The sequence below is a fragment of the Phytohabitans rumicis genome, from assembly GCF_011764445.1.
GTDB classification, from domain to species: Bacteria; Actinomycetota; Actinomycetes; order Mycobacteriales; family Micromonosporaceae; genus Phytohabitans; species Phytohabitans rumicis.
The window spans coordinates 7,023,569-7,048,682 of the sequence record NZ_BLPG01000001.1 but is presented as its reverse complement, the minus strand read 5'-3'; the positions used below and the strand labels follow the sequence as shown (position 1 = coordinate 7,048,682).

The window sequence follows — 25,114 nt, the reverse complement described above, 5'->3', positions numbered from 1 at the left end:
CGCGACGGGCAAAACGCCTCGTCGCCAGTACGACGGTGCCGCCGGTGGGCCGGCCGGGAAGGCGGTGCTCTTCGTGCTCGGCCGATGCCCGCCACCCTGCTTGTGCCTGTCGTCGCGGATCGCGGTCAATACTTCGGGCCGTAGCCAGGTGTGTAGCGACCGGTCTCGAGGTTCACCGACTCGCCGTGGCCGAGGTCGACGTGTCCTGGGTGGCGATCGGGCCTTCGCGGCGAGCCCGACGACGCCGCCGTTGCGCTGCTCGTCCTCGCCCAGATGGGTGGGCGCCTCAACGCCGGTGGCCGGGTAAGGGCGGACAGCGCCGATCAGCGCAGATGACATCAGCGGGTGTGGTCCTTGCTCGGAGTCGTGAGGGTCTTAGCAACTCCATGATCACCGAAGCGGCCACACCCGCCTCACACCCCTGGCCGTCCACATAGGCCCACGTCAGCCACCTTGCCCACGACTACGCAGCGGCCCTGGCCACACCCCCACCGCGACAGGTTGCTCCAGCAAACTGGGTCAACCGGCGCACGTCGCCTTGTGGCGGGCGTGGGTCACGGTGCACCGCAGCAATCGTGCGCCGGGCATCGACAAGACCACGTTGGACCAGGTCGAGGAGTACGGGGTTGCCCGGGCCGCACGACGAACTGGCCACCGAGTTGAAGAACGGTAGCTATCGGCCGTGGCCGGCGCGCGCCGGTGCATGTGGTTCGCAATGGTCCATGAAGGCGCACAAGGCCATCAAGTCGACATTTACCAAAACGTCCAAGGGCATCGTCCAAGACCCGACCGCCAGCGCGTTGGCGATTAGCGATCGGACCCGGGGCGGTTGGCGTTCGGCTAGTCGGGTTAGGGCTGGGGCGTGCAGGAACGGTTCGCTTATGGACTGAGCTGCCTTTTCGGCAGCAGAGGCTATTGCAACGACCCGGTCGGTCTCGTTCGCGGCGACTAACACGTCGATCAGGTCGTTCAGAGCGTGTGCCCGCTGGTACGGTTCGGTGATGGACCGGGCGGCATCCTCGGCGCGGTCGGTCTCGCCCGCAGCGGCCAACGCCTTCACTAGGTCGGCTAGGGCCTGATCCCGTATGAACGGGTGAGGGCTGGACCGAGCCGTCTGCTCGGCGCGGTCGAGCTGTCCGGCGGCGACCAGCGCCTCGGTCAGATCGGCGAGGAGCTTTGTCTGTATGTGTATCCCGGAGGACAGGGCGGCGTTTTCGGCCTCGGTGGCCAGTGCGACGGCCCGGTCGGTCTTGCCTGCGGCAGCCAGGGCCTTGATTACGTCGGTCAGGACCCGCGCCCGTGCGCTCGGTCTGGCGGCGGCGGCTAGCGTGACAGCGCGGTCGCTCTGACCGGCGGCAGCCGCCAGGCAGGATAAGGACCCTGCTCGCTCGCGCGTTTCGGTGATGGACTGGGCGATCTGCTCGGCGCGATCGGTCGCGCTGGCCGCAGCGTACGCGCTGGCCAGGCTGGACAGAGCCCGCGCCCGCAAGGACGGGTTGGGGATGGATCGGGCAGCGTGTTCGGCGGCGGTGGCCAGCGTGAGGGCGCGATCGGTCTGGCCAGCATCGGCCAACACCTGGATCAGGGCGGTCAGGGACCATAGCTGCTTGTGCAGTTCGGTGATGGATCGGGCAGCGTGTTCGGCGGCGGCGACGACGGCGACGGCGCGGTCGGTCTCGCCATGGCGACCAACACCTTGATCACGTCGGCTAGGGCCTGTGCCTGTGCCTCCGGTTCGGTGATGGATCGGGCAGCGTGTTCGGCGGCGGCGGCCAGCGTGACGGCGCGGCCGGTCTCGCCAGCAGTAAACAACGCCCGGGCCAGGCAGATCAGAGACGATGCCTGTGCGTCCGGTTGGGTGATGGATCGGGCAGTCTGCTCGGCGCGGTCGGTCTGTCCGGCAGCGGCGAACGTCCAGGCCAGGCCGGTCAGCGCCTCTGCCTGTACGTGAGGTGTGGTGATGGATCGGGCGGTGTGTTCGGCGGCGGTGGCCGCCGTGACGGCGCGGCCGGTCTCGCCAGCAATAAACAACGCCCGGGCCAGGCAGATCAGAGACAATGCCTGTGTGTCCGGTTCGGTGATGGATCGGGCGGTGTGTTCGGCGGCGGTGGCCAATGTGACGGCGCGGTCGGTCTGGCCAGCGGCGGCGAACGCCCGGGCCAGACTGGCCAAGGCTTGTGCCCGCTGCCGGGGTTCGGCGATGGACCGGGCGATCTGCTCCGCGCGATTGATCTCGCCGGCGGCAGCGTTTGCCGTGGCCATGCCGGTCAAGGCGTACGCCTGCCAGGCCGGGTCGGTGATGGACTGGGCGAGCTGTTCGGCATGGTCGGTCAGGCCCGCGGCAGCATAGGCGCTGGCCACGTGGGCCAAGGCAAATGCCTGCTTACCCGGCTCCACTATGGACCAGGCGGTGTGTTCGGCGGCGGTAGCCAGTGCGACGGCGTGGTCGGTCTGGCCAACGGTGACCAACACCTTGACTAGGTCGGATTGTGCCCGTGCCTGAAAATGCGGTTCGGCGATGGACCGGACGATTTGTTCGGCGGTGGTGGCCACAGTGACGGCGTGGTCGGTCAGGCCGCCGCCAGCAAACGCCTCGGCCAGGTTGGACAAGGCCCATGCCTGCCAGCTCAAGTCCATGATGGAGCGGGTAAGCCGTTGTGCCTCATTGGCCACCGCCACAGCCCAGTCGATCTTGCCGGCGGCTGCGTACGTACTGACCAATGCGGTCAGGACCGGTGCCTGGTCTTGCGCGTACTTAAGGGACCGGGCGATCTGTCTGGCGCGATCAGCATCACCCGCTGCGGCGAACATCCTGGCCACGCTGCTAAGAGACCGTTCCCACCCGCGCGAATCTGGAACGGACCGGACGGCGTGTTCGACGGACGTGGCCAACATGACGGCGCGGTCAGGTTCGCCGGCGGCAGCCAACGCCTTGATCAGGCCGATTAGGGCCTCTGCCTGCGAGTCCGGGTCGGTGATGGACCGGGCGAGAGCTTCTGCGCGGATGGGTTGGCCGCTGATGGCCCAGACAGCGGGCAGTTGGGTAGGAATGTGGCCGTTGCGGTGCAGAAGTTGGTCGCGATACCAGGCCAAGCGCAGGGCGTCGAACAGGTTCGGGGACCGTTGCATGCAGATGATGGTGTGAGCTGTGCTGATCTCGGCCAGGGCAGCAGCGTCGCCGCCAGTCGTATTCAGCATCCAGTCGTGCCGGGCTGGATCTGCGGCCAGGGCCACCAGCCGGTCGATGTCGTTGGCATCGCTTAGCATGCGAGGGTAGCCGCGCACAAGATATCCCGGCGTTTCGACGGGCCAGCCGCGCTGCTGGTAACCAGCAGCCCAGGTTTGTAAACGGTCGGCGAAACTAGCGAGACTGCCCTCGCCGAGGCGGTCGACGGCCTGCACACGCAGTGTCTCGTGGGTGAACATGAAAACCCGCCCGGTGGTATGCGGGTCCGCGCGGCCGGCGACCGTGCGTCCAAACACGCCCCCCAGGAGCCGGTCGATTTCGAAGGCGGGGCGGCCGGTCAGCTGTTGCAGGTCGCGACGGTCCAAGCCGCCGCCGCTCGCGGTTACCAGACCGAGCACCTGGTAGCTCAGGCCGTCGTGACGTACTCGGTCGGTGGCCAGGACCTCGTCGAGCTCACGCTGGGCCAGCTCGGTGACCCGGGTGGCGTGTGACGAGACGGTCAGCCAGCGAATCCGGCAGCTTTGAAGGGGGTGGTCGGCATCGACGTCGGCGGGGATCGGCGGGTCGGGGCGGCCGGCCACAATCACCCGCAACCCCGGAGGAGGACGTTTGGGCAAGCAGGCCGCAATGCTGGACAGCCCCAAGCCGGGTTGGGAACCGCAGTCCTCGTCCAGCCCGTCCACGAGCAGCACCAGCCGCCGGCCCGCCTTCACCGCCCGTGCTGCGGCCTCACCGAGCAATTGGCGACGGAGCCGATCCCGCGCCGGCGGCGAGGGGAGCGGCGGAAGCTGAGTGTTAGTGATCGCGGACAGCTGGTCGAGCAGCCCGTCGGTGAACGCGACGCTGTCCGCTTGACTCGACAGGCGGGCGGTGACGAAGAAGGAGACCACCCACACATCGGGCGGCGGGTGCAAGGCGAACCACGCCATCAGCGCTGACTTACCCGCCCGGGGCCCGCCCCGCCACCACACGTATGCCTCGTCCCCGCCAGTACACCAGGTTGCCAGCTCGGCCAACTCGTCGTCACGGTCTAGGAGCCTCAGCGGGGCGATGTCACCAACCTGCTCGACATACCCGGACCGCAGCCACCAGCCCGGCCGATCCGCACCCAGGATCTGCTGCCCGCGTTCGGCGTGGGCGGCGTCATAAAGCCGGACACCCCGGCCGACCTCGTCGCCGACTGCCCCCATCGCCTCTAGCAGAGCCCTGGCCTGCTCCGTATCGGCCGGCAACGCCAGACCCCGCAGCATCTCACCAATTCGGGTACGCGAGGTCATGTTCATCGACGCGGCGAGCGCGCTGAGGCTCGGCATGCCATTCGCACGGTGGACCTCGTCGCAGTAGACGAGCCAATCCCGCCTCGTCCCGCTGGCAGGCCACGCCTGCCGGTCGATTTGCCGGCCTCGCCCATTGCGCCGCGAACCCATTCGGCCTCGCACCCTCCACGATCACAAAGACTGGTGCTGTGCGGTAACTGTGCGCCAAGTGTGCCCTCCATTATCGACGATCCGATTGCGCCACCGCCCGTGATCCCCACCTGGCCAGGAGGGGTTACAGCAGCGCACAGATACCGGTGCGTCGGTGACCACACGCTCGAGGCGTCAACACGGAGCGGCCCGCCCCGAACCACCGGCCAGTGATGGGATCCGCACAGATGGAACTCTTGAACATCGTCGCCACAACCATCGGCGCCCTGCTCAGCCTCGCCACCGCCGCAGTCAACCTCGCCACCGTCATTCGATCCCAACCGACCCGACGAGCGAGGAAACGAAGGCCACCGATGAGCACACCGACAACCTAACCGTCAACCCAACAGAGCCAACCGAGCACCCAAATGGGTCAACCGGCAGCCCAACGGGCCCAACCAGCGGCAGAGGGCCACGGGTGTTAGCGGGTTGTCCTGTACGCGCCGAGGCTGCATCTCCGGACATGGACTGCACATGATCTTATGCTGGTCAGACTTGCCTCGCGCGTCGGTGGCGGTGTGGTGTTCGGGGACATGCCGGGGCTCACCCCTCCCACGAGCGCAGGGCCAAACTAGAGACCTTTCGGGGTGGAGGTTTGTCGTCTGTCCACAATGCTTCTTCCGGGTGATCGCTTTCTGTGGGTTTGTCCGCTTGGGTTGATGGTCATGAGGTACGGCGACGGCGGCGGGCTCAACCAGGCGGCACGGGTGCGGCGTGAACAGGTCCGCAGGCGGGCCGCGGACCTGTTCGCCCAGGGTGTGGGGCCGGTCGAGGTCGCCAAACGGTTAGAGGTGTCGGAAAAGTCGGCGTACGTGTGGCGGCGTGCCTGGCAGGCCGGTGGTGTGCAGGCGTTGGCGTCCAAGGGCGCATCGGGGCCGGATCCGAAACTGTCCGACGCACAACTGGCCAAGCTGAAGGCCCGGCTGGAACAAGGCCCGGCCGCGGCCGGCTACGACGAGGACCAACGCTGGACGTTGGCGCGGGTCGCGGCGTTGATCGGCCTGATGTTCAAGGTCCGGGTCAGTGTGACCACGACCTGGGAGGCGATGCGGCGGATCGGGTTCAGCCCGCAACTGCCGACCCAGCGGGCGATCGAGCGGGACGAGCAAGCCATCGCCCGCTGGCGCCGATATCAGTGGCCGGCGGTAAAAGACTCGCGGGCAGGCTGAACGCCTGGATCTGTTTCGCCGACGAAGCCGGCCAAACTCTTCACCCCGCCAAGGCGACCACCTGGGCCCCACGCGGCCACACCCCGGTCGTCAAGGTCACCGCCAAAGGCAACGTCCGGGTATCGATAGCCGGGCTGGTCTGCTACCGACCCGGCCACCCCAGCCGGCTGATCTACCGCACCCGCACCTACCGCGGCCGCAAGACCGACCCGAAAGGGTTCCGGGAACCCGACTTCGCCGACCTGCTGGACGCCGCCCACCGACAACTCGGCGCACCGATCGTGTTGGTTTGGGACCGGTTAGCAGGGCACAAGTCCGCGCGGATGCGTGAGTTGATCGCCGGCCGGCCCTGGCTCAGGGTCTACCTGCTGCCCGGCTACGCCCCCGAGCTCAACCCGGTCGAGAAGGTCTGGTCGGTGATGAAACGCAGCCTGGCCAACCTCCCCGCCACCACCGCCACCGCACTGACCACCGCGGTGAAGAACCGCCTCAAACGCATGCAATACCGTGCAGGCATCATCGACGGCTACCTCACCGCCACCGGACTATCCCCACCCTGACCCCGAAAGGTCTCTAGTCGAGCCCATCGACGAGTCGTTTGAAACGGTCATCCACGTCGGCTCGGTCCGTCGCAAGGATCAACGCGATGGCGTCCGCGATCAGCACGCACAGCCGGCAACCCGGCTCGACCCAGCCGGCGTGTTCTTCTGACATCGCGATCATCAGCGCGTGCGAGGACCCAGCAACATAGCCCATCTGCGAAAACAGCGATTGGGTGCAGATCCGGTCCACCACTTCGCGTACCTGGTCCTCACCCACGCTGTACTGCTTCGCCAGCCGACCGGCCCGCCGCTGCAGAAGGGCACGGACGTCCATCCACTGGCGCGGATCATCGTCGCGCTCGCTGCTCATGGTCGCTCCTCGCCTGCGTGGGCCACGTGGATTAATCGCGTCGGTGCGGCGCACCGGCTCGCAGGCCCACCGCGTGCGCCTATCTGACCATTTGCCGGACCTGCGCAGGGGCGCCGGGCGCACCCTCATGGCGGCGCCCGGCGCCTGCGAGCCGAGGGTTCACCGGTGCCGGCCGCGCCGGTCCGCCGAGCGCAGGTCCGGCACGATCGGCGGGGCAGCAGGACCCGCCGTCCCCGGCCTCGGTGTCCCGGCGGGCGGTCGGTACCGCGTCCAGGTCGCCGTGCGCGGCGAGCCCGACGGCGGCCATCACCTCCGCGCCGATGTGGGCCCACTGCGCGTCCGTCAGGGTGCGGTCGGTGGGGTGGTTGCGGATCGAGCAGTGCCACACCGTCTTACGCGGCGGGTTACGCCCGGCGCGGACCGGCTCCAACAAACTGCGTCAACCGGCGGACGTCGTGCCACCCGCCCGGCAGCACCGGCGGTTGCAGCTCGGCGAGCGGGCCCGCCCCGTCCCACGCGGCCACCAGCCGAGGGCGGACGTGCTCCTCCCGCTTGCCCGGCCCGAACAGGTACCTGAGAAGTCCGCCCACGTTGGTGCCGCGCGGGTGTACGGCCGGGATCACGCCAACCGGCGGTGGATGCGGCCAACCAGCGCGTCAAGCTCCCGGACGGCGTTGCCCACCCGGTCCACCGCGTGCTCCAGCCAAACCGGCGGCTGCCCGGTGGAGTTGACCTGGGCGACGGCCTGGTTGAGGTTGGTGCCGGTGCGGTTGACCGCGGTGCGGGCGGCGAACAGCTCCCGCTGCATCTCGGCCAACTCCTCCACACCCACGCCCGCCGCGTCGCCGGACGTCCCGGTGGGCGAGCCTGGCTGGCCCGGCTGCCGGCTGGCCCGGCTGCCGGCGGGCCACCGCGAGCGCGGCCAGCGCGTAGAAGCCGGTCAACGTCAACCCGGACGTCTCGGCGGCGGACCGGATCGCGGCCAGCTCCTCCTCGGTGAACCTCGGCGTGAGTCGATGATCGCGGGCGGTCTCGCCGCGCGTCCAGTACCGGCGCGCGGACGAGGCAGGGTTCGGCGTGCTTGGTGTGCTTGTCGTGTCTGTCATGCCCCGAACGGTGAAGGGCACCCGTTGACGGCAGGGTTACCCGTAACGCTTCTGCGGACCGTTGCCGCCCCGCCGCACCCCTAACCCGCCCGAATGCGCCCTAGATGCCGATAGTGTCATAACTTGTCGTCCGCTTCCGATACACACCATATTCTGGCTTCGGAGTGTGACGGAGGTGTGTCTTTATGTGGCGTCGAGACTACGAGTGGGAGTAGCCGGAGACAAAGGGCGGATCGATTGATTCGTTGTCGGTCCGTGCCGACCGGTGGAATACCTTGGCTGGATCCGCAGGTATCGGCGTCGAACGCGGGCTCAGGTTGGACCGTATGCTGCGGTAGCCTAACTGACAGTTCCAGATCGATGGAAGCGCTCCAACGACTGGCTGGAGGCGGGGGCATGGTGGAGACCCGGCAGCGCAACCTGCTGCTGCTCACGGGTCTCCTCGGCACTGCCGCGGCGGGCAGCCTGGGCTGGGCAGCAATCCATGCTGGGCCCGTGCACCGGGCACAGATCCCCCTGTTGCTCGCCGCCACGACGACCATCGCTCTGGGAAATGCCTGCTCGGCGCAGCTTCGAGTGCGCACGCAGGCCAGGCTTTCGTTCACCTCAGCGGCGATCCTCGTCACTGCGACCGCCGTTCCCATCGGCTGGCTCATTCTCTGCACCGCCTGCGGCGTCGCCATCGCCAAGGCGGTCACCCGCTACCCCGTCGCGCGTCAGCTGCACAAGGCTGTGCACAACACGGCCAAGGACATCGTCGGCGCTGCGGCGGTCGGCCTGGCGATGGTGCAAGCGGGCGTTGCGCCATCGGTGGACGGTCCACACATAGCAGTCGCGACCTGGCCGCAGTACGCCGCCGCTTTGATCTGCGGCGCCGCCGCGTTCGCCGTCGTCGAGGAGGCGGTGACGCCCGCGGCAGTGGCCGCGGCCACCGGCCGGTCGTGGTGGCAGGTCTTGCGGACAGACCTGGACGTTCGGATCATGTGCCGCGCTGTCGCGTTGGGCATCGCGATGGGCATGGTCGCACTGCTGATGATCAACCGCCAGTGGCCCTTCGCCTTACCGCTGGTAACCCTTGCGATGTACGTCGTCTACAAGCACCGCCTGCATGTGCTGACCGAGCGGCGCGCGTGGGAACAGGTAGCAGCCACGACCGATGAGCTCAACTCGGCACCCGACCTCACCTCGATCATCCACACGGCGGCCCGCGGGGCGTCCGCGTTGTTCGTTGCATCGTGTGTCGAGGTGGAACTCTGGGGCATGGGGCCGGCGCGACTGGTTCGGATCACCGGCACACAGGTCGTCCACGATGGACCACCGCCAGCGCCAGCCGACCTTCCACAGGGGTACGTCGCCAACTGTGCCATTGACAGTCGCACGGTGGGGCCGATCGGGGTGATACGCCTCTACCTGGACGGACAGGACAGGCTTAGCAACCGCGAGCGGAGCATGCTGCGTGCCCTTGGCGTCGCGCTGGCAACCGCGCTCACGAACGCGGGCGCCTTCGTCGGACTTCTCGAACAGGCTCACCACGCCGAGACGCAAGCGCGGCGAGACGCGCTAACCGGACTGTCCAACCGGCGGGAACTGCTCGACCAGCTAAACCATCTGCTCGCCAGGGGCCACCTGGGCAGCCCCGCCTTGGCAATGGTCGACCTCGACAAGTTCAAGGAGATCAACGACAGCTTCGGACACGCGATCGGCGACCAACTCATCGTCGACGTTGCGCAGCGGCTGGCCAGCGCGGCCCAGGCCCGCGGCGCCCTCGTGGCGCGCCTGGGCGGCGATGAGTTCGCGATTCTGTTTAAGACAGTGCCAGCCGAAGCAACGGCGATCGCCCTCGCGGAACGAGTCATTCGGTGCCTCGACACGCCGCTCGACGTGAGCGGCCTGTCGATCATCATTAAGGCAAGCGTGGGCGTAGCCCTGGCTGAGCCTGGCACCTCCGGCGCCGAGCTGCTGCATCGCGCCGACCACGCGATGTATCGAGCCAAGCGCGGCAAGGTGACGGTCGCGCTGTATCGGCACGAGCGTGACAACGGCGTGTTTCACCTGCGGACGCTTGCCGCTGATCTCGGCAACGCGGCAGAAGCCGGCCAGATCAGCGTTCACGTGCAGCCAATCGTCCATCTCGGAACCGGACAGGTGGTGGCGTGCGAGGCCATCCCCCGGTGGGATCACCCGCAACACGGCACGATCGAACCGGCCGCCTGGCTCGACCTAATCGAGCGCTCGGACCACCTCGCAATGATCACCGGAAAGATTGTTGATCTGGCATTGGCCGCCGCCCGCCAGTGGCAAGCGGCGGGGGTGCGACTCCCCGTCGCGGTGAACATCAGCCAGCGTTGCCTGCTCGACGTCCATCTGCCTCACATGGTCCTTGGGCGGCTACAGATCCATGGCCTTGAGCCCAGCAGCCTCGTCTTGGAGCTGACCGAGACAGCAGGCATCAGCAAGCTCGAGGCGGTGGATCGCGCCGTTGCGGCACTTCGCAACGCTGGCGTTCGCCTGACCGTCGACAATTTCGGCACCGGACCCTCCTCGCTGTCTGTCGCGACCCGGGTTCCACTGGACGGGCTGAAGGTCGATGCGGCGATCATCGACGGGTTGCTCTCCTCCCAGAACGCCGCCCTAGTCGTACGCGCAGCTACCCAACTCAGCCAGGATCTGGGCATCGGCGTCGGCGCCGAGGGGGTAAGCACCGACGAACAGCGAAGGCTGCTATGGGACATGGGCTGCATCACCGGCCAAGGTGACCTGTTCGGCCCGCCGGAAGACGTCGCCACGATGGTCGACGCCCTCCGCGACGGACGTGACGGAACCTTCGTCCGCCTTGCGCAGCCAATCACCAGCGGGCCGACCGCGGTGCCGCTCGGACACGCGAACTGAGCTACCCACGGCGATGGATCACCCCCTGTTCATGTGAATCGTCCGCCCCGAACCTTCACTGCGATCAGGCCCGACCTCCCACCCCGGCCAGCATTCCTGAGCGCTGGGGGTCGCGGTCGAATCCGGCGCCAGTCTCGCGGCCGTGCCAATCTGGAATCCAGACGATTCCGGGTTGGACGAGGTCGAAGCCGTCGAAGAAGCGTGTGATGCCCTCGCGGGTACGTAACCCGCCCGGTGTTCGCGTCTTCTCGTATACCTGCTGCACGCCGGCCGCCTGCACGGCGCCGAACCCCTCGACCGCGCCGTGGGAGATCGCCAGCCAACTGCCCGGGGCCAGCCGGTCCCGCAGCACTTCGACCGCGCCGTACGCCTCGTCGTCGTCCGGCACGAAATGCAGCACGGCGGCGAGAATCAACGCCACCGGCCGATCCAGATCGATGATCGCCTTCAGACCCGGATCGGACTCGATACGGTCGATCAGCTCCTGCGGGCGGCGCACGTCGCCCTCGACCGCGGCGGCCAGCGGGTTGTCGGTCAGCATCTGCCGGCTGTGCATCACCGCGACCGGGTCGATGTCCACGTACAGCACCCGAGCGCCCGGCGCCACCTGCTGGGCGATCTCATGGACGTTACCCATCGTGGGGATACCCGAGCCGATATCCAGAAACTGCGTCGCCCCCTGCCTGGCCAGGAACCGCACCACCCGACCAAGCCACGCCCGATTCGCCTTGGCGATATCGGGAATCAGCCTCATGCGCGTGATCGCCTCGTCGGCGGCCCGCCGATCAGCTGGAAAATTGTGGATCCCACCCAGGTAGAAGTCATACATCCTGGCCGCCGATGGCGTACCCGTATCGACATCCCGCGCCCACCCCTCGCCGGGCGCTCCGGCCGCGTGCCGTGCGACCCTGCGTCGCCGTGCGCGGCCGGACACCTGATCCAGAGCACCGTCGCTGACCAGGGGCCACCGGGCGGCCGCGGCGGCGACCCACGCGAGAGCCTCGGCGTTGGACACCAGGTCGTCACCCAGACGGCCTAAAACCGGCACCAGGGGGTCCTCGAATGCTGTCCTCGTGCCCCGACCGCGTGCTCGGACGAAGGCCGCAAGACCCGCACCCAACCCCACGGCCTCAGCCCGATCGGGACCCATTCCTGCCGCAGCGGCCAGCTGTTGCGCATGGCCCACCACTGCCGGGTCGACGAAGGGTCTGCTCATGCGGATTCCGTCGTGGATCTCGATCACGCGTCGGTAGAGTGCGCGGTAGGGCTCGGACGGCGGCAAGGCACGGTCGGCAACGGACGAGGCCGGACCCTCGAACGCAATGCCCGGCTGGAGCTCGACGAGGCTACGCCACAGTGGATACAACTGGCGGTAGACCGTCCGGTAGGCGAGTGCACCGACGGCGGCGTCGACACCTCGACGCAGCCACGCGATCGCGCTGAAACCTGGGACCGCGGACGCGGCGAGCTCGGCGATTGTCGTGGCAAGTGACTCGGCGTCCTGTTCCTCCTCGACGCTCAAGGCGGGCCGCGTGTCGGGCGCCGCAGTCCACTGGCCCAACGGGCGAGAAGGCAGGTCGCCAGCTTCCGGGCTGGGCTCTCCGTGGTGGCCAAGGAGCAGGTGTGAGATCTCATGAAGGGCGATGTGCCTGCGGTGCAGGGGCACGGCCGAGTCGGTCACGACGATGTAGTCGTGGTCCGCGGTGGATACCGCGAGACCTCCCAGCGAGGTCGTCGTCGTCATCGGCTCCAGGCTGATCGTCCGCTGCCGCGCAGTCGCGACGTGGTCGAGGAATGCCTCGATGGTGAACGGGGCCGGCATCGTGACGCCTGCGGCGCGCAGCAGCGCTTTATGGTGTCTGCGTCTGGCCGACATCGCTATCGGTTCGCTCCACTTCGCGCCGTTTCGCCTACCGGCACACTGTCGGGGATCATGTTTCTGGGCGGTTGTCGGGACGCCTGGGTCGGCGCCGCCGCTGCGCCTGTTCCCGCTCGATGATCGCTTCGACATGGCGGAGGGCTTCGATGACGCCGGCGGCGGTCAGGTTCCGCGCCCGGTAACCGAGCAGCGCGGCTCCGGGATCATCAAGCAGGTCCCGGACATCCTTCATGGCACGCAGCTCGGCCAGATCACGTCGGGCGGCCTCGTACGCGGCATCGTCGAAAAAGTAGGCCGGTGGGACCTGGAAGAAGTTGGCGATCGCTTGCACGATCGTCATGGTCGGGTTCGAGCGTTCGCCGTTACGCAGCAGTGAGATGTAGCCCTTCGAGATGTCGGTGCCAGCATCCCTGATCGCGTCGGCCACCTCCTGGGCGGTGTACGGAGTCGTGCGGCCCGGCGCACGCACCGTGTCGAACAGGTAGTTCAGGCGCACCCGGAAGGTTGCCCGGGTCCGCTGCTCGGCACCGTCCGCCATGACCCCTCCGCTCACTGACCCGCAGCATCTCGCCGCTTTGATAAACAATAGTTGACAGCGTCCTGCACGGCGACGCCGCGTCGTGTGTCTTCTCGACCAGCGCCAGCGGTGACTGAGATGCTTGGATGTGCCGTGACGGACTACTATAGTTGTTCGACGGGGCGTGCAGTGCGGTTCGCGGGCCACATCGTGTGAAACACCGGCGGGGTGCCAGGCGCCGATGGCAACCGCGGCGCAGCCAGCCGCGGCGCCTTCAACCGCCGGGTCCTTGTGGGTTGGCCGACGGCGAGAACGTGCGCTGCAAGTAGACATGTGCCAGCGCCGAGCGCGCTGGCAGTGGACGGGGATTGAGGTGTGATCGATGGCTGACGTACATCGCCGCCAAGCCGAGCGACGACTCCGCCAGCTTGACCTGCCGCCGCCATCTCCACGCGGCGTAGAGGCATGGTGCCAGGCGATCGGCGAGCGCCGCGGCAGGCCGATTCACCTTCTTCCACTGGACAGCACCAGTGACACGACGGCCTGTGGCCTCTGGCTGGCGACCGACAACGCGGACTATTTCGCCGTGGACCGCGGCGCGCCACCGATCCTGCGCAGACACATCCTGCTGCACGAGCTGGCGCACATGTTCTGCGGCCACAGCGGACGCCCGGTGATCAACTCGGACACTATCACCTTTGACCGGTTGGACCCGGCCATCGTTCGACGGGTTCTTGCCCGAAGCCTGTCCAACGACGAAGAGGAGCGCGAGGCCGAGGTCTTCGCCGACGTCATGGCGCAATGGTTGGCACAACACTCGCGGTCACGGCCAAGGCGGTTCCATAGACGCCTACTTGCTCGTGCCGCAGTCCTTCCTGTGCGGGCTGCGACACCGGCCGGCGAGGCCGACAGACCGCGCTGATGACCACTGTATTGGCGCACCTGCGCCCCCGGATCGTCGACCTTGGCCGCTGGCCGGGTCGATACCTGCTGTATCGACGCCTCCATCCATTGTGGCTGGTTCTCTGCGGGGCGATTCCTGGCATCTGCCTGAACCCGCCTACCAACCCACGCCGGGATTGCCATTTGCCTGTCCGAGCCTCGTACGCGGCGCTCTACCGACGTGTCATCGAGATCCACGACGGCCTGATCGGTATGCAGGCTTACGCCGACCCAGCGGTGGGCGCGGCCGCCTCACGCGGCGCGCGAGCATGCGGATTGGAGGTCTGGCGGGCCGATGCCGTCGGCGCGGCAGTTCGCCTTCATGTCGCGCTCGACGCTCGCGCAGCGGGGGACGAACCCGTGCGGGATTTCGTGCAGACGACCACTCCCCAGATCACGTGGGGACACGTCGAGTCAGACGTCGACGGGGAAGCTCGGTGGCTCGCGCACCTGGCGGCGGCGCTGGAATCGGTACATCGCGGTTGATCTGGCGTGTCGGTCTGGCGCTTCCTCCAGGGCGACCGTGCCAGAATCCGCCAGGCGACCCAACCGCTGGCGGTGGCGGTGCGGCGCAGCCGTCGCGAGTCACGAACATGACCAGTGCGGCGGCGCCGGATCCCCCGCCGCTAACCTGCCGCCTCGTCTTCGTGCGTCGATACACGAGGCTCCGGTCGTTCGGGCCACGACGGGAGGCGACGCAACACAATCCAAACAGCCAGCGCGGCGGGAAGCGCCAGGACCGAGCGGCTGTGGGAGATGCTGGTCGACCTGCTCACCGCCGGCGACGGCGGACTGAACCGCACCGTCTACTTCCTCACCGGCTGGGAGAAGCTCGCCGCGCGTGACCTGGCGGCGATCGGCGAGTCGCGCGCCCAGATCGTCATTACCCAGGCTGGCCGGGACCGCTACACCCCGCTAACTGGGAGCATGGTGGCCCCTCCTGCCCGCCGGCCGTGCCGATAGGTTCAGCAGATGCCCCGCGGAACCGCAAGCGCCGCCGACCAGCAGTTGCTGGCCCATGCCGACGCGGCCAGCGTCCGCGTCACCGCCTCTCAGATGGCGCGCTGGCGGGCCCACGGTCTGCTGCCGGCGAACGCGCGCAGGGCCCTGGGCAGAGGCAAAGGCAGCACATCCATACCGGCCGGGGGCGCCGACGAACTGGTCGTGTTTCTGGGCAGGCAGGCCCGGGCCGGCCGCCGCCCGCACGATCTCGCGCTTCTGGCGTTCGACGCCGGCCTCGCCGTGCCCGAGCCCGCCGCGCTGGCCGCCACCATCCGCCGGGTCACCCTCAAAATGATCTTCTACGGCCTTAGCCAGGCCGGCCGCGCGATCGCTGCGGCAGCCGCTTCGGTACCTGCGGGCAGCCAGGATTGGCAGCTTCGTGGCCACGGAGTTTCCCAGATCGGCTGGGGAGCGAACCTGCCCGACATTACGGTCCACGCGACGAAGACGGGCAGTTTCGTGTCGCTATCGAAGCTGCTCGACTCTCCAACGTGGAGAGAACCGGACGCGGTACCGCTCACCGCTCTGTGGAACTGCATTCCCGACACCCGTCATCTCCCGCTTCGCGATGACCTGCACCGGCGGACACCACTGCTGGTGGTGCCGGAGAACGACGTCCGGCAGCACCCGATGATCATCTCCACGGTGGCCTACCTACCGCAGACAGTCGTATCGTCGGCTCACCCGGCAGAGGACCTGGCCACGTACATGACAGCCTTCCCCGACGCGGATGGCTATCTGCCTGCGCTCACTGGTGACACGCCACCTCGGCCGAACTTCAATCCACACCGTGATGGCTGGGGCGAGCTCGTCATGATGTGGAGTGCGCCGGGCGTGCCCGACGGCGACGCGGCAGAACGTGACCGGTTGCTGCTGACCAGGACCCGCCAGTACGACGGGCAGCCGTACCTGATGCCGGCCGTGGGCGCGAACATGCGCGGCGTGCACCCACTGATGTCGTGGTGGGCGGTCCTGCACACCCTGTCGATGTTCGCGCGCTACGAGCCGTCGGAGTGGGCAGGGTGCATCGCGGTCAACTCAAGCCCGTTCGCCGTGCCCATCGAGGAACTGCTGACGACGGCGATCAACGTCGTTCCGCGGCTCATCTCCGAGGCGATCGACGAGGTGAGCTGATCGGGCCGCCGCCCGGCGCGGGGCCACTCGGGCGACACGGCCGCCGACTAGGGCTGCTCGTGCTTCTCGACGAACTGGTCGAAAAAGTACACCGCCGCGACGAACGCCGCACCAGCGGCCAACCCCGCCTCCGCCCAGCCGCGGCCCGCGAGGCTGGTCAACGCGCCGGCGGCGCCCGCGGTGAGCAACCCGAGCACGAGGATGACGCTCGCGCGTACGCTCAGCAGGTATTCGGGGCGCTCGCGGCGTCGGGGCCTGGCCACCGGGGTCCTCCTCCGGGAAGGGCGGTCCGGGTCCTAGCGCCCCGGGCTCGCCCGGGATATATGGGCCGATCTTGACGAAACCCGACGGCAGGCAGCCTGTGGCGCAGGTCACAGAAGGAGCTCCGTCGGGTTTTGGGTGCCCGACCCCATAGGAGACGAGCAGACACAGCACATCGAAGCCCGAAAGGGGGGTCCGCCATCGGCCAGCCGCCCGCGCAAGGCCGAGCCCCCCAGACGGCGGCGTCGGCTCGCATACAACCCCTAACAGAAGAACTTCAAAACGCCAGGAACGCCGGCGCCGACGCCCCGTTCGCCGTCGACACCGATCTGGAGCAGGCACTGGTCGCGGTCGAGGTCGACCTCGACGACCGGGCGCGGCAGGCGGCCGCCCGGCTCGCCGACGGGCAGCTGCGCGACGAGCTGGCCGCGGCCGGGTTCACCGGGCCCAAGCAGGAGCTGTTCGAGCTGGAGGCCGCCGAGTACGGGATCGGGGTATTCATGAAGTGGCTGCGCACCGGGGAGGTCTACAAGCACGCGGCCGCCAAGCGTCGGGTGGTCGAGCCGCCGCGCCGGGAACTGACCGTGGACGAGCGCCGAGGGCTGACGAACCTGATCATCGGGTACGGGCTGGCGTACTTCCGCAAGCAAGCGCTGGTCGGCGGGCGGTGGCGCCCAGACGGCGGCGCCAGCCTGAAGACGTTCTTCGTCGGGGCGTGCCTGCTGCAGTTCAAGGCGGCGTTCGAGTACTGGCGCGGCGACACGACCGGCGCGGAGTCGGCCGCCGATGCCGTCGAGGAGGTGGCCACGTTCTGCGGCCAGACCCACGGCGACGCCGCCGACCAGGCGCTGCTGCACCAGCGCACCTGGGGTGTGGTCGAGAAGATCCGCGACGAGACCACCAAGAAGATCCTCGTCTGCGTGGCGGCGGGCATGCCCTACAAGGACATCGCTGAGGCGGTCGGCGGCGGGTTGACCGCCGAGGCCGTCGGCGCCCGGATCCAGCGCATCCGCGCCCAGCATCAACCAGACCCGACCGGACGGAGGCCATGATGGTCAACACCACGCCGGACCCCGGGACGCGCGAGAAGTACTACGCGACCATCACGCGGCACCTGCTCGCCCGATGCATAGCCACCCGCGACGAGATCGTCCACCTCGGAGTCCCGGACGCCGAGGTCGACGCGCTGGTCGACGAGCTCGTCGGTGCCCGACTGGTCGATCTCGTCGGTGCCCGACTGGTGAAGCGCCCCGACGTCAGCGACGCGGGTACGCCGTGGACGATCGTGCTCACCGCGGCCGCCATCGAGCGGGAGAGCCTCACCAACGACCGGGTCCGGGATCTGCTGGACGAGTCGTCGTTCGGCGGTGCCGGCGCCCGCCGCGTCCGCCGTGGTGTGCGCGCCACCGACGCGGCCCGGGCGGTCGCGCTGGCCAACGGCACGGCCGGCGACCCCCAGGTCGAGGAACTCGGCGCGGGCATGCTCGACCTGCGATCGGCCCGGGTCGCGCGGCGGCTGCGCGGCGCCCGCACGTTGGCCGCCCTAGCCGACCACGGTGAGGCCCCGACGGGCGTGCGCCGCAGCGCCCTGACCGCCCTGGCCGCGCACGTGCGCCCTCACCTCGACCCGCACACGGACGAACCTGCCGATGTCGCCGCCGCCCACCAGGCGCTGGTCCGCGCCGCCGGCCGCAGCCCGGCCGAGGCCCGCTACCTGCTCACCTACCTGTACCGGGACCGGCTACGCCCATTCGCCGTCGATCTGGTGCCGCACATCGAGCACGGCGACGAGCTCGCCGACCTGGTCCTGCAGCGGGGCGCGGACACCATCTACACCGAGGCCAAGACGACCCGCCAGGGCGCGGCGCCGCGCCCGGAAACGGTCTCCGCGGCCGCGTGCACGCTCTGGCTGATCGCACTGACCCTGCAGACCGCGACCGAGCAAGGCCAACTGCCTGACGCGGGCACCCGGATGGTGCCCTGGTCCGACGGCACGATCGCCGCGTCCGCCAGCCACCACGCGGACGCCAACCCCATCGGCGACATGGTCCGTGAGGGCCGCTTCGTACTGGTCGACGTGCACCGCCTCCCGCGCGGGGCTGTCAGCCGGTTCGCCCAACGCTGCGTCGAGCTGGCCGGCGACGGGGCATGGACCATCCCCGTCCGCGAAACCGCCTTCCTGGTCGGGCCCGACTCCGCCTTCCCGGACGGCCCGGCCACCAGGCGCTGCCCGGACGCAGCACCGCTGCGCCATACCTGCACCGAGGCCGTCGACCGCGCCGCAACGGTCTGAGTCCGGCACACTTGACCTCGGGCTGGGGCCCGTGTTCACACAAATCTGACCTGGCAGGCGGGGTCGATGACGTCGGCGAGGTCAGGGCGCACCGCGCGCAGTCCGATCAGGTAGAAGGCGGACTCGTCGGGGTGCCGGACCCGGTTCACCGACAGGTGCTGGATCTGCCGGTCGTCCGGGAACACGATGCCCTTGAGGATGTCGAGCACCGCCTTCGCCATGTTGTCCACGTCGATGATCCGCGCGGTATCGCGCTGGATGCCGACCACCGAGGCGCAGATGCCCACACCCCGCCACTGTTCGCGCCGCGCACCAAGATGCTCACGCTCGGCCAGCAAGCTTCGTCCGGTAGCGGTCCACATCACGCTGGTCGCCTGAACCTGCTTGCTGAACGGTGGCACCCGCACATGGAAGTACATGTGGGGCGGCCCGCCGTCGCTGTCGGGCAACGGGTGACACGTCGGGCAGGGAGCCTGCCGCAGCCAGTTCGCCTTCGCCGCGACGCTGCCGTGCACCCACGGCTGCAGGAACGGCTTCTTGTACCAGGTGAGCGCCGCCTGCTGGGACATCTCGGCACCAGACAGCCACAGTCGAACGGCGGCCGTGTCGTCGGGGCCGGCGGTGTCTGGGCCGAGGGTGGCGCCGGTGTCGGTGTTGTACGCGCGGTACACGGCGGCGACCCGCTCCTGCGGTCCGGCCTCCCGCGACAGAGCCGCGAACTCGATCTGCAGCGGATGCGGTCCCTCTGTCATATTGCCGACATTACGCCGAAATGGATCAATGCCGGGCCTGGTCACACCGCCGCCAGCGGACCTGCGTCCACTCAGTCAGGGAGTGTCGTGCCTGGAACCCGGCGCGCGGCCGGAGCAGGATGGGCGGTTATGACCGGCAGCGACCAAGCCGAGCACCGCGGCACCGTGATCCGTGTGCAGCTCGGCCAGATCGATCCGCAGGACGAGTACGACGAGCTCCACCACGAGCGACAGCACGACAACGAGGCTCTGGAAACGCTCGTCGGCGATGACGACGTCGCCGTGACCGCGGCACACACCGTCCCGGCCGCCCGGTACCTCGCCGACGGCGCCGCAGCGCTGGCAGAGGCGATGACCAGCCCGTACAGCCTACGAACCACCACCGACGCGAGGGCGATCATCAACGCCCTGCGCAAGCAGCTCGACGGCGTCGCCGGCATCTCCGCCGGCCTGGCCACTTGGCTGGACGCGGCACACCAACGCGGCGAGGCCGGCGACCCGGCGCGGCTGGTCGGCGACCTGCGCGCCGCGGCCACCGCGATCCGCGACCTGGCCGGACGATTCGACGCCGACACGGTACCTGCCGACGCCAGCCCTCCGCTGGACCGCGACAACCTCACCGCCGGCGTCACCAACCACCTGCGCGCCCGGGGCATACGGGTCGACGAGCCGCACATCTTCGACAACCAAACCTCCTGGGAGATCCCCGACGGTCTCGTCCTGCTAGTCACCAGCAGCGGCTGGGAACTGTTCGCCTCCGACGACGGCTTCGGGCGGGAACTCCCGGCGGCGCCGCCGCTGCCCTACTACACGCTCGCTCACCCGGCCCAGATCGCGGACATCGTGGCGGCCACGCTGTCCAACAACGACCCCGGCGACGCCCGCGACAGTGATGAGGGCACAGGATGACCGCCCCCGCACCCGAAGCGGGCGAGCCGATCCGCGTACCCGTCCTGTTCCAGCTCGGCTGGTTCCGCTGGCTTCCCCACGCCGGGTTCGACTTCGAGGAACTGCTGCACCGCTTCCCGGGCACACCACGCGAAGAAGTCCTCGCCGCGCAACGCGTGTGGAACGCCCGCCGCAACGGCGCGGACCTGGACCAGAACATGGAGCCAGCGGCCCTCGCGGCGAGCCTGCCCGCCGCGCCCGCCTGGGCGCCGCCGGACCCGCCGGCGGACGGCGATCCGGACGAAGACTTCGCCGCCGAGGTCACCCACCACGCCAACAGAGTCGCCGCCTACAACGAACTGCTCGACCGAATGGGACTCCGCCCGGTGGAAACGGCCGAGCAGGTGCTCGACCTGATGGTGACGATCGGCCTGGTGCACATCGACGAGCACGACGACCAGCAGCCGATGCGTTTGACCGTGGACCCGCCACTGCCCACCGAGGCGCTCGACATGACGCCCGAGGAACGCTCAGCCGAGGACCGGATGCGTTGGCGCTCGCGCCACGCCCGCCTGGCCCAAAAGGTGCTGCGCCTGTTCATAGACCCCGCATCCAGTGACCTGGCACGTACCACGGTGCCCGCCACCCTCAGCCGACTGGCAAACACGACCGGCGCCGAACCCGAGGACGTAAGGCACGCGGTGCAGGTCCTACTCGACGACGGCGACTTCGCGGCCCACCGCTTCGGTGTACCCGTCGACCTTGAGCGCGTGCACCACCGCGAACGGTTCGACCTAGTCGTCGACCCCGAGCGTTTCGACCGTATGCACGTGCACCTCAACCGCCCGGTCGTCCGCCCGGACGCGTAGAGCCGCGGGTAGCTAGCGGGATTGCCCTCGACAGTGGGACCTTCAGATTCGTCTGCGCGAATCTTCCAGCGGTTCCGGCCCGACCAGCGCCATGGCCGGATCTCACGGCGGGCCACACCGACCGGGATGAACCCGCGCCGACGCGCGGACGCGTCGGAACATCTCCACCCGCCGGTGGAGCCGATGCTCGCAAGCGACAGAGCTACTGCACCAGGACCGCTCCATGGCTGGTCATCAGCACGGGTCCACCAGCCGACCGCCTCGCGCAACTCGTCGAGCCCCGTCGGCGGAAAACGGGAAGAAGGCCCAGATACGAACACATAGGAAGTATTGCAAATGTTGCTGGTGCGCCGGCTCGCCGCGTGTGCCGTAGCGGCGGCTTCCGCCCGGCTGACGCCGAACGCGTGCCCCTACCACGAACGGCTCGACCTGGTCGGCGCCCTGGAACGCTTCGAGGCCGACCGTATGCCGACGGATTCGCGGGGTCGTTCAGCAGCGCGCGGCTGAAGCACGGCTGCGCTTCCCGACGACCAGCGCGACGATCCCTAGCCGGTGGGCGTCCAGAACCCGGTCGTTTGGGGCTAGCTGACCCGCGGCGCCGGTGCGGCGGCGATACGACGAAGGTCGCCAGCGTTCCTTTCCCACCATCGACTGCCCGAATCTTGGAACACCAGATCGACGAACGGATCGACCTCGTCCGTGGTCCAGCCCTTCGACCGCTCGCCTTCCTCGTCGGTGACCACCTGGTCGTTCAACACGCTGAACTCGATCGTCTGCTGGGGCGCAAGAACGGAGATTGGCTGCCGCACCCTGCCCATCAGCGCGCCAAAGAGGCCGCCATCTGAGGACTCTGCGAGGTGGACTTCCAGCGGCCGGATCCGATCGGCGTCATCTCGCCGGTACACCCGGATCTGCACGTTGAAGACCGGGAGCGTCGAGTCGTTGCGGACCCACGCCCGCCACACGCGGTATGCCCGGGATCCGCCGGCAGTGTCTTGGCCGCCCGGACCCGGCGCGCGGCGTTCGGAGCCGTACCAGGCCGCGACCCGCTCGGCCTGCTGCTGCTCGCGCTCTCCGTCGCGGTCGCGGTCCCGCTTGGCCTCCCGTGCCAGCAGCCATATCGAGGCGGCGAGAGCACCTGTCGTCCCGACGCCGCCGACCCATGTCCCGATGACGTTGACGGCATTCCACCCATCGGTCACCGCCGCGACAGTCGTGAGCATCGACAGGGCGACGACGAAGGCGGCGGTCGTGGCGATGACCAGAGTCTTGACCGTGGCGCGGCTCATGTAGGAAACCGTAGCCATGCCGGGGAGGACTGCGAGGAAGGCGCTACGGACGGGGCGCACTCGCGGGATGAGACAACTGCTCGACGGTGAATTACCTGGTCACGGCTGCGGCCGTGTCGTGTGGCAGGGTTGCGAGTCCACGCTCGACGTGTCGTGGCAGCTTCTACCTCAAGCTGTGCGCGATTCGCACTGACGACTGGCACCGCCTCGCGTCTTGAGCACACGCATCGGCCGGAGCATCGGCAGACCACCGGCGATCACCGCGCCGACCCCGATGGTCATCACGACCGCGCCCATCTGCCGCGAGGATGTGAACAGCACGACGAGACCTGCGATCAAGGCCAGCAGGCCGAGCATCATCGCTGCACCGGCGAGTCCTTCTTGCACTGTCTGGTCGGACGCGCCCACCGGCTTAGGAGCTTGACGTGGGTGTGGGTCAGTGCCCAGGCCAGATGAAGGGTCAAATGCGGGCGGCATGGTTGGCCTCCCTCAGCGTGACGGTCATGGGAAACCGGGACCAGCCACGGACGGCCGCGTTTGGCTCCCACACGGCCTGCTGCTCCACCGGGCTGAACCCGCAGACTCCATGGGCGGCGAACGCGTCCAGCACGGCAGTTGTTTCGAGCCGGGCGAGGTGTTGGCCGATGCAGCGATGCGTCCCGTCGCCCAGGCCCAGGTGCTGACCGACGCCGTGCCGACCTACCACGAACTGATCCGCCGCCGGCCACCGCGCAGGATCCCGGTTCGCCGCCCCATACAAGATCAGCACCCGGGATCGGGCCGGGATGACATAGCCGTCAACTTTGGCGACCGTGGTGGTGGTGCGGTAGCCGAGCGGGAAGATCGACTCGTAGCGCAGGAGTTCGTCGGTCCAGGCCAGCCGGGCCGGGTCGCCGCTGCGATGCCAGTTGCGGTAGCGATCCCACTGGTAGGGGTAGGTGGCCGCGGCGAGCAAGGCCCAGGTCAGGGCGGCGACGGTCGTGTGCAGTCCCGCCACGATGAGCGCGCCCCAGACGATGCTGATGGCGTCTTGTCTGGTCAGGGGCCCGTCGTTGTCCGCGGCGGAGAACACGGCGGCGCCCACGCCGGCCAGGGCCAGTCCGCCGTTGGTGCCCAACTGTGTGACGTGCTCGCGCATCGCCCCCAGGCGGTCGGCCACGTGTGGCGCGATCACGCTGTCGGGTCCCTGCAGCGACATGGCCGCGGCAGCCCAGTCGGCGTATTGGTATCGGTCCGCCTCGGGCAGGCCCACCAGGTCGCCCACCACCCTGGTCGGCACGACTCGCGCCAACGCGGCCACCGTGTCGAAGCTGCCCGCGGATACGAGGTCCCCGACGAGGCTGTGTGCCCAGGCCCGGACCGGACCGGATAGCCGGGCGATCGCGCGCGGGCTGAAGTGCCCCGCGACCGCGCGGATCAGGTCGCCATGGTCGGGCACCCCAGGCGGGTCGCCCGGACGCCGCGGGTCACTGGCGATAATGACACCGGCCTCGTGCCGCGGTCGTGGGTGCAGGCTCAACCCGCCACGGCTGGAGAACGTTTCCCAGTCGGCGAGCGCAGCTCGGACGTCCCTGTCGCGGGAAAGCACGTACACCTCCCGGCCGTCGAGTACGCAGCGGACGACGGGGCGGTATCCCGCAGGTCGGCGTAGTGCGGGTACGGGTCGCGTTGCACGTGCGCCGAGTACGGGTCGAACGGGTGATCGGGCGGCTTCACGGACGTGCCTCCATTTCGGGTGGCGAGAACGACACGGACGTCCACAGGCGGCGCGAAGGTGGTCATGGGGCCGATGTGGTCGTACGCACCGTGGATAGCGGCGGCTGGTTCATCGGCTGCCGGGCGGTACTTCGCGGCCGAGATACCGCACGGCACGCTGACGGCGGCGAAGGCCACCACTGGATCTCCGGAGCCGGTGGATCTGGCGATCACGAGGCCGCGGCGGACCGGCTACGGAACTCGCCGATATCGGCGCCGCCGACTGGACGGCGACGGCGTGGTGGCGCCCTGCTTAAGGCGACGGCGCCGGTTACACCTGGGCCATAGTCCTGAACCGCGTTTTGGCGTACCGGTCGAGGATGGCGGCGACCTCGTCAGGCGACTCTCTGATGTTGCCCAGGTCGACCAGCACGTGCCCCTTGCGGACGCCACCGTGCGGGTAGCTGGGCCGGTGCCGCATGCGCACCTCCTCGCGTACCCAGAGCACCAGCAGCCGTCGTGTTTCCGGCGGCTCGCCGACGCTGGTCTGCTCGATGTTGATGGCTTCGACCAGATCCCACGGTCCGTCGAACCGGTGACCTTCCGACCGCACTGTCAGGCCGGCGTCGTCCAATGCGATCCGAAACGGTCGGAAGCTCATCACGAGGACGACCGCGCCGGCGAGGAAGGCGAAGAAGCCTGTCACCCAACCGAACAGGGCGAAGGCCCACCCGAGCCCACCCAGGACGAGACCGAGCAGCGCGCCGACCGGGACGCTGAGGATGCCGTAGATGAGCCCGACGAGCGCCAACTTGCGGTCGTCGCGGCCGCTGTAGTGCAGTTCCATTTCGCCTCCTGGAGCGT

The 25,114-nt window shown here is 68.7% G+C and carries 26 protein-coding genes; 12 read left to right on the top strand and 14 right to left on the bottom strand.

Annotated features, from left to right (window positions below):
• Positions 1–673 precede the first annotated feature (673 nt).
• Both Prum_RS32075 and Prum_RS32070 read right to left on the bottom strand, forming a co-directional pair.
• The gene (locus Prum_RS32075) at positions 674–1,576 is read right to left on the bottom strand and encodes a hypothetical protein (protein WP_173079853.1); all 903 of its coding nucleotides are present in this window, start codon (positions 1,574–1,576) and stop codon (positions 674–676) included.
• Between the two features lie 14 nt (positions 1,577–1,590).
• A complete protein-coding gene (locus tag Prum_RS32070; protein ID WP_173079852.1) occupies positions 1,591–4,500 on the bottom strand; it encodes a P-loop NTPase family protein in 2,910 nt (969 codons plus the stop codon).
• Positions 4,501–5,318: 818 nt separating this feature from the next.
• On the opposite strand from Prum_RS32070, the gene Prum_RS32065 reads away from it, so the two are divergent.
• A complete protein-coding gene (locus Prum_RS32065) occupies positions 5,319–5,822 on the top strand; it encodes a winged helix-turn-helix domain-containing protein (protein ID WP_173079851.1) in 504 nt (167 codons plus the stop codon).
• Positions 5,789–6,382, top strand: coding sequence for a transposase (locus Prum_RS32060; RefSeq protein ID WP_173079808.1), 594 nt, complete (start codon positions 5,789–5,791; stop codon positions 6,380–6,382). Before Prum_RS32065 ends, Prum_RS32060 begins: the two co-directional genes overlap by 34 nt.
• 13 nt (positions 6,383–6,395) lie before the next feature.
• Here the strand turns inward: Prum_RS32060 and Prum_RS32055 are convergent, their stop codons facing one another.
• The 4 genes from Prum_RS32055 to Prum_RS52225 form a co-directional block, all read right to left on the bottom strand.
• Positions 6,396–6,734 carry a hypothetical protein gene (locus tag Prum_RS32055; RefSeq protein ID WP_173079850.1) on the bottom strand — a complete coding sequence of 113 codons (339 nt, stop codon included), beginning with the start codon at positions 6,732–6,734 and terminating at the stop codon, positions 6,396–6,398.
• A gap of 79 nt (positions 6,735–6,813) precedes the next feature.
• Entirely contained in the window at positions 6,814–7,167 is a 354-nt protein-coding gene (locus Prum_RS32050; protein ID WP_173079849.1) for a hypothetical protein, read from the bottom strand.
• Positions 7,139–7,357, bottom strand: coding sequence for a hypothetical protein (locus Prum_RS32045; protein WP_173079848.1), 219 nt, complete (start codon positions 7,355–7,357; stop codon positions 7,139–7,141). The genes Prum_RS32050 and Prum_RS32045 overlap by 29 nt, the downstream gene beginning before the upstream one ends.
• Entirely contained in the window at positions 7,354–7,566 is a 213-nt protein-coding gene (locus tag Prum_RS52225; RefSeq protein ID WP_246278223.1) for a hypothetical protein, read from the bottom strand. Before Prum_RS52225 ends, Prum_RS32045 begins: the two co-directional genes overlap by 4 nt.
• A gap of 670 nt (positions 7,567–8,236) precedes the next feature.
• On the opposite strand from Prum_RS52225, the gene Prum_RS32035 reads away from it, so the two are divergent.
• The gene (locus tag Prum_RS32035) at positions 8,237–10,729 is read left to right on the top strand and encodes a putative bifunctional diguanylate cyclase/phosphodiesterase (protein ID WP_173079847.1); all 2,493 of its coding nucleotides are present in this window, start codon (positions 8,237–8,239) and stop codon (positions 10,727–10,729) included.
• A 64-nt stretch (positions 10,730–10,793) separates the two neighbouring features.
• On the opposite strand, the gene Prum_RS49850 is transcribed toward Prum_RS32035, so the two are convergent.
• Together Prum_RS49850 and Prum_RS32025 are read right to left on the bottom strand one after the other, a co-directional pair.
• Entirely contained in the window at positions 10,794–12,551 is a 1,758-nt protein-coding gene (locus tag Prum_RS49850; protein ID WP_218577423.1) for an SAM-dependent methyltransferase, read from the bottom strand.
• A gap of 109 nt (positions 12,552–12,660) precedes the next feature.
• A complete protein-coding gene (locus Prum_RS32025) occupies positions 12,661–13,146 on the bottom strand; it encodes a helix-turn-helix domain-containing protein (protein WP_173079846.1) in 486 nt (161 codons plus the stop codon).
• Between the two features lie 361 nt (positions 13,147–13,507).
• On the opposite strand from Prum_RS32025, the gene Prum_RS32020 reads away from it, so the two are divergent.
• The 4 genes from Prum_RS32020 (at position 13,508) to Prum_RS32005 (ending at position 16,203) form a co-directional block, all read left to right on the top strand.
• Positions 13,508–14,047: a hypothetical protein gene (locus Prum_RS32020; RefSeq protein ID WP_173079845.1), complete on the top strand. Its 540-nt coding sequence runs from the start codon at positions 13,508–13,510 to the stop codon at positions 14,045–14,047.
• Positions 14,047–14,553, top strand: coding sequence for a DUF6545 domain-containing protein (locus Prum_RS32015; RefSeq protein WP_173079844.1), 507 nt, complete (start codon positions 14,047–14,049; stop codon positions 14,551–14,553). The genes Prum_RS32020 and Prum_RS32015 overlap by 1 nt, the downstream gene beginning before the upstream one ends.
• A 270-nt stretch (positions 14,554–14,823) precedes the next feature.
• Positions 14,824–15,030: a hypothetical protein gene (locus tag Prum_RS32010; protein ID WP_173079843.1), complete on the top strand. Its 207-nt coding sequence runs from the start codon at positions 14,824–14,826 to the stop codon at positions 15,028–15,030.
• Positions 15,031–15,039: 9 nt separating this feature from the next.
• Positions 15,040–16,203, top strand: coding sequence for a YaaC family protein (locus tag Prum_RS32005; RefSeq protein ID WP_173079842.1), 1,164 nt, complete (start codon positions 15,040–15,042; stop codon positions 16,201–16,203).
• 47 nt (positions 16,204–16,250) lie between these two features.
• On the opposite strand, the gene Prum_RS32000 is transcribed toward Prum_RS32005, so the two are convergent.
• Complete coding sequence (locus Prum_RS32000) at positions 16,251–16,466, bottom strand: hypothetical protein (RefSeq protein WP_173079841.1); 216 nt, start codon at positions 16,464–16,466, stop codon at positions 16,251–16,253.
• Positions 16,467–16,598: 132 nt separating this feature from the next.
• Here Prum_RS32000 and Prum_RS31995 point away from each other — a divergent pair, with 132 nt between their 5' ends.
• Together Prum_RS31995 and Prum_RS31990 are read left to right on the top strand one after the other, a co-directional pair.
• Positions 16,599–17,516 (top strand): Lrp/AsnC family transcriptional regulator, encoded by a 918-nt coding sequence (locus tag Prum_RS31995; RefSeq protein WP_173079840.1) that lies wholly within the window; start codon positions 16,599–16,601, stop codon positions 17,514–17,516.
• Positions 17,516–18,757, top strand: a complete 1,242-nt coding sequence (locus Prum_RS31990) for a hypothetical protein (RefSeq protein ID WP_173079839.1) — start codon at positions 17,516–17,518, stop codon at positions 18,755–18,757. Before Prum_RS31995 ends, Prum_RS31990 begins: the two co-directional genes overlap by 1 nt.
• A gap of 35 nt (positions 18,758–18,792) precedes the next feature.
• On the opposite strand, the gene Prum_RS49845 is transcribed toward Prum_RS31990, so the two are convergent.
• Positions 18,793–19,509 (bottom strand): RusA family crossover junction endodeoxyribonuclease, encoded by a 717-nt coding sequence (locus tag Prum_RS49845; protein WP_218577422.1) that lies wholly within the window; start codon positions 19,507–19,509, stop codon positions 18,793–18,795.
• Positions 19,510–19,638: 129 nt separating this feature from the next.
• Between Prum_RS49845 and Prum_RS31980 the strand changes: the two genes are divergently transcribed.
• The 3 genes from Prum_RS31980 (at position 19,639) to Prum_RS31970 (ending at position 21,773) form a co-directional block, all read left to right on the top strand.
• Positions 19,639–20,418 carry a hypothetical protein gene (locus Prum_RS31980; RefSeq protein ID WP_173079838.1) on the top strand — a complete coding sequence of 260 codons (780 nt, stop codon included), beginning with the start codon at positions 19,639–19,641 and terminating at the stop codon, positions 20,416–20,418.
• Positions 20,415–21,266, top strand: a complete 852-nt coding sequence (locus Prum_RS31975; protein ID WP_246278222.1) for a DUF6042 family protein — start codon at positions 20,415–20,417, stop codon at positions 21,264–21,266. The genes Prum_RS31980 and Prum_RS31975 overlap by 4 nt, the downstream gene beginning before the upstream one ends.
• A 336-nt stretch (positions 21,267–21,602) precedes the next feature.
• Positions 21,603–21,773, top strand: coding sequence for a hypothetical protein (locus tag Prum_RS31970; RefSeq protein ID WP_173079837.1), 171 nt, complete (start codon positions 21,603–21,605; stop codon positions 21,771–21,773).
• Positions 21,774–21,847: 74 nt separating this feature from the next.
• Here Prum_RS31970 and Prum_RS31965 read toward each other — a convergent pair whose 3' ends face one another.
• From Prum_RS31965 to Prum_RS31950, 4 genes are all read right to left on the bottom strand, one after another.
• Positions 21,848–22,555 (bottom strand): hypothetical protein, encoded by a 708-nt coding sequence (locus Prum_RS31965; RefSeq protein WP_173079836.1) that lies wholly within the window; start codon positions 22,553–22,555, stop codon positions 21,848–21,850.
• 168 nt (positions 22,556–22,723) lie between these two features.
• Positions 22,724–22,963: a hypothetical protein gene (locus Prum_RS31960; protein WP_173079835.1), complete on the bottom strand. Its 240-nt coding sequence runs from the start codon at positions 22,961–22,963 to the stop codon at positions 22,724–22,726.
• A 52-nt stretch (positions 22,964–23,015) separates the two neighbouring features.
• Positions 23,016–23,993: a cytochrome P450 gene (locus Prum_RS31955; protein WP_218577421.1), complete on the bottom strand. Its 978-nt coding sequence runs from the start codon at positions 23,991–23,993 to the stop codon at positions 23,016–23,018.
• 588 nt (positions 23,994–24,581) lie between these two features.
• Positions 24,582–25,097, bottom strand: coding sequence for a hypothetical protein (locus tag Prum_RS31950; RefSeq protein ID WP_173079833.1), 516 nt, complete (start codon positions 25,095–25,097; stop codon positions 24,582–24,584).
• Positions 25,098–25,114: the final 17 nt, after the last annotated feature.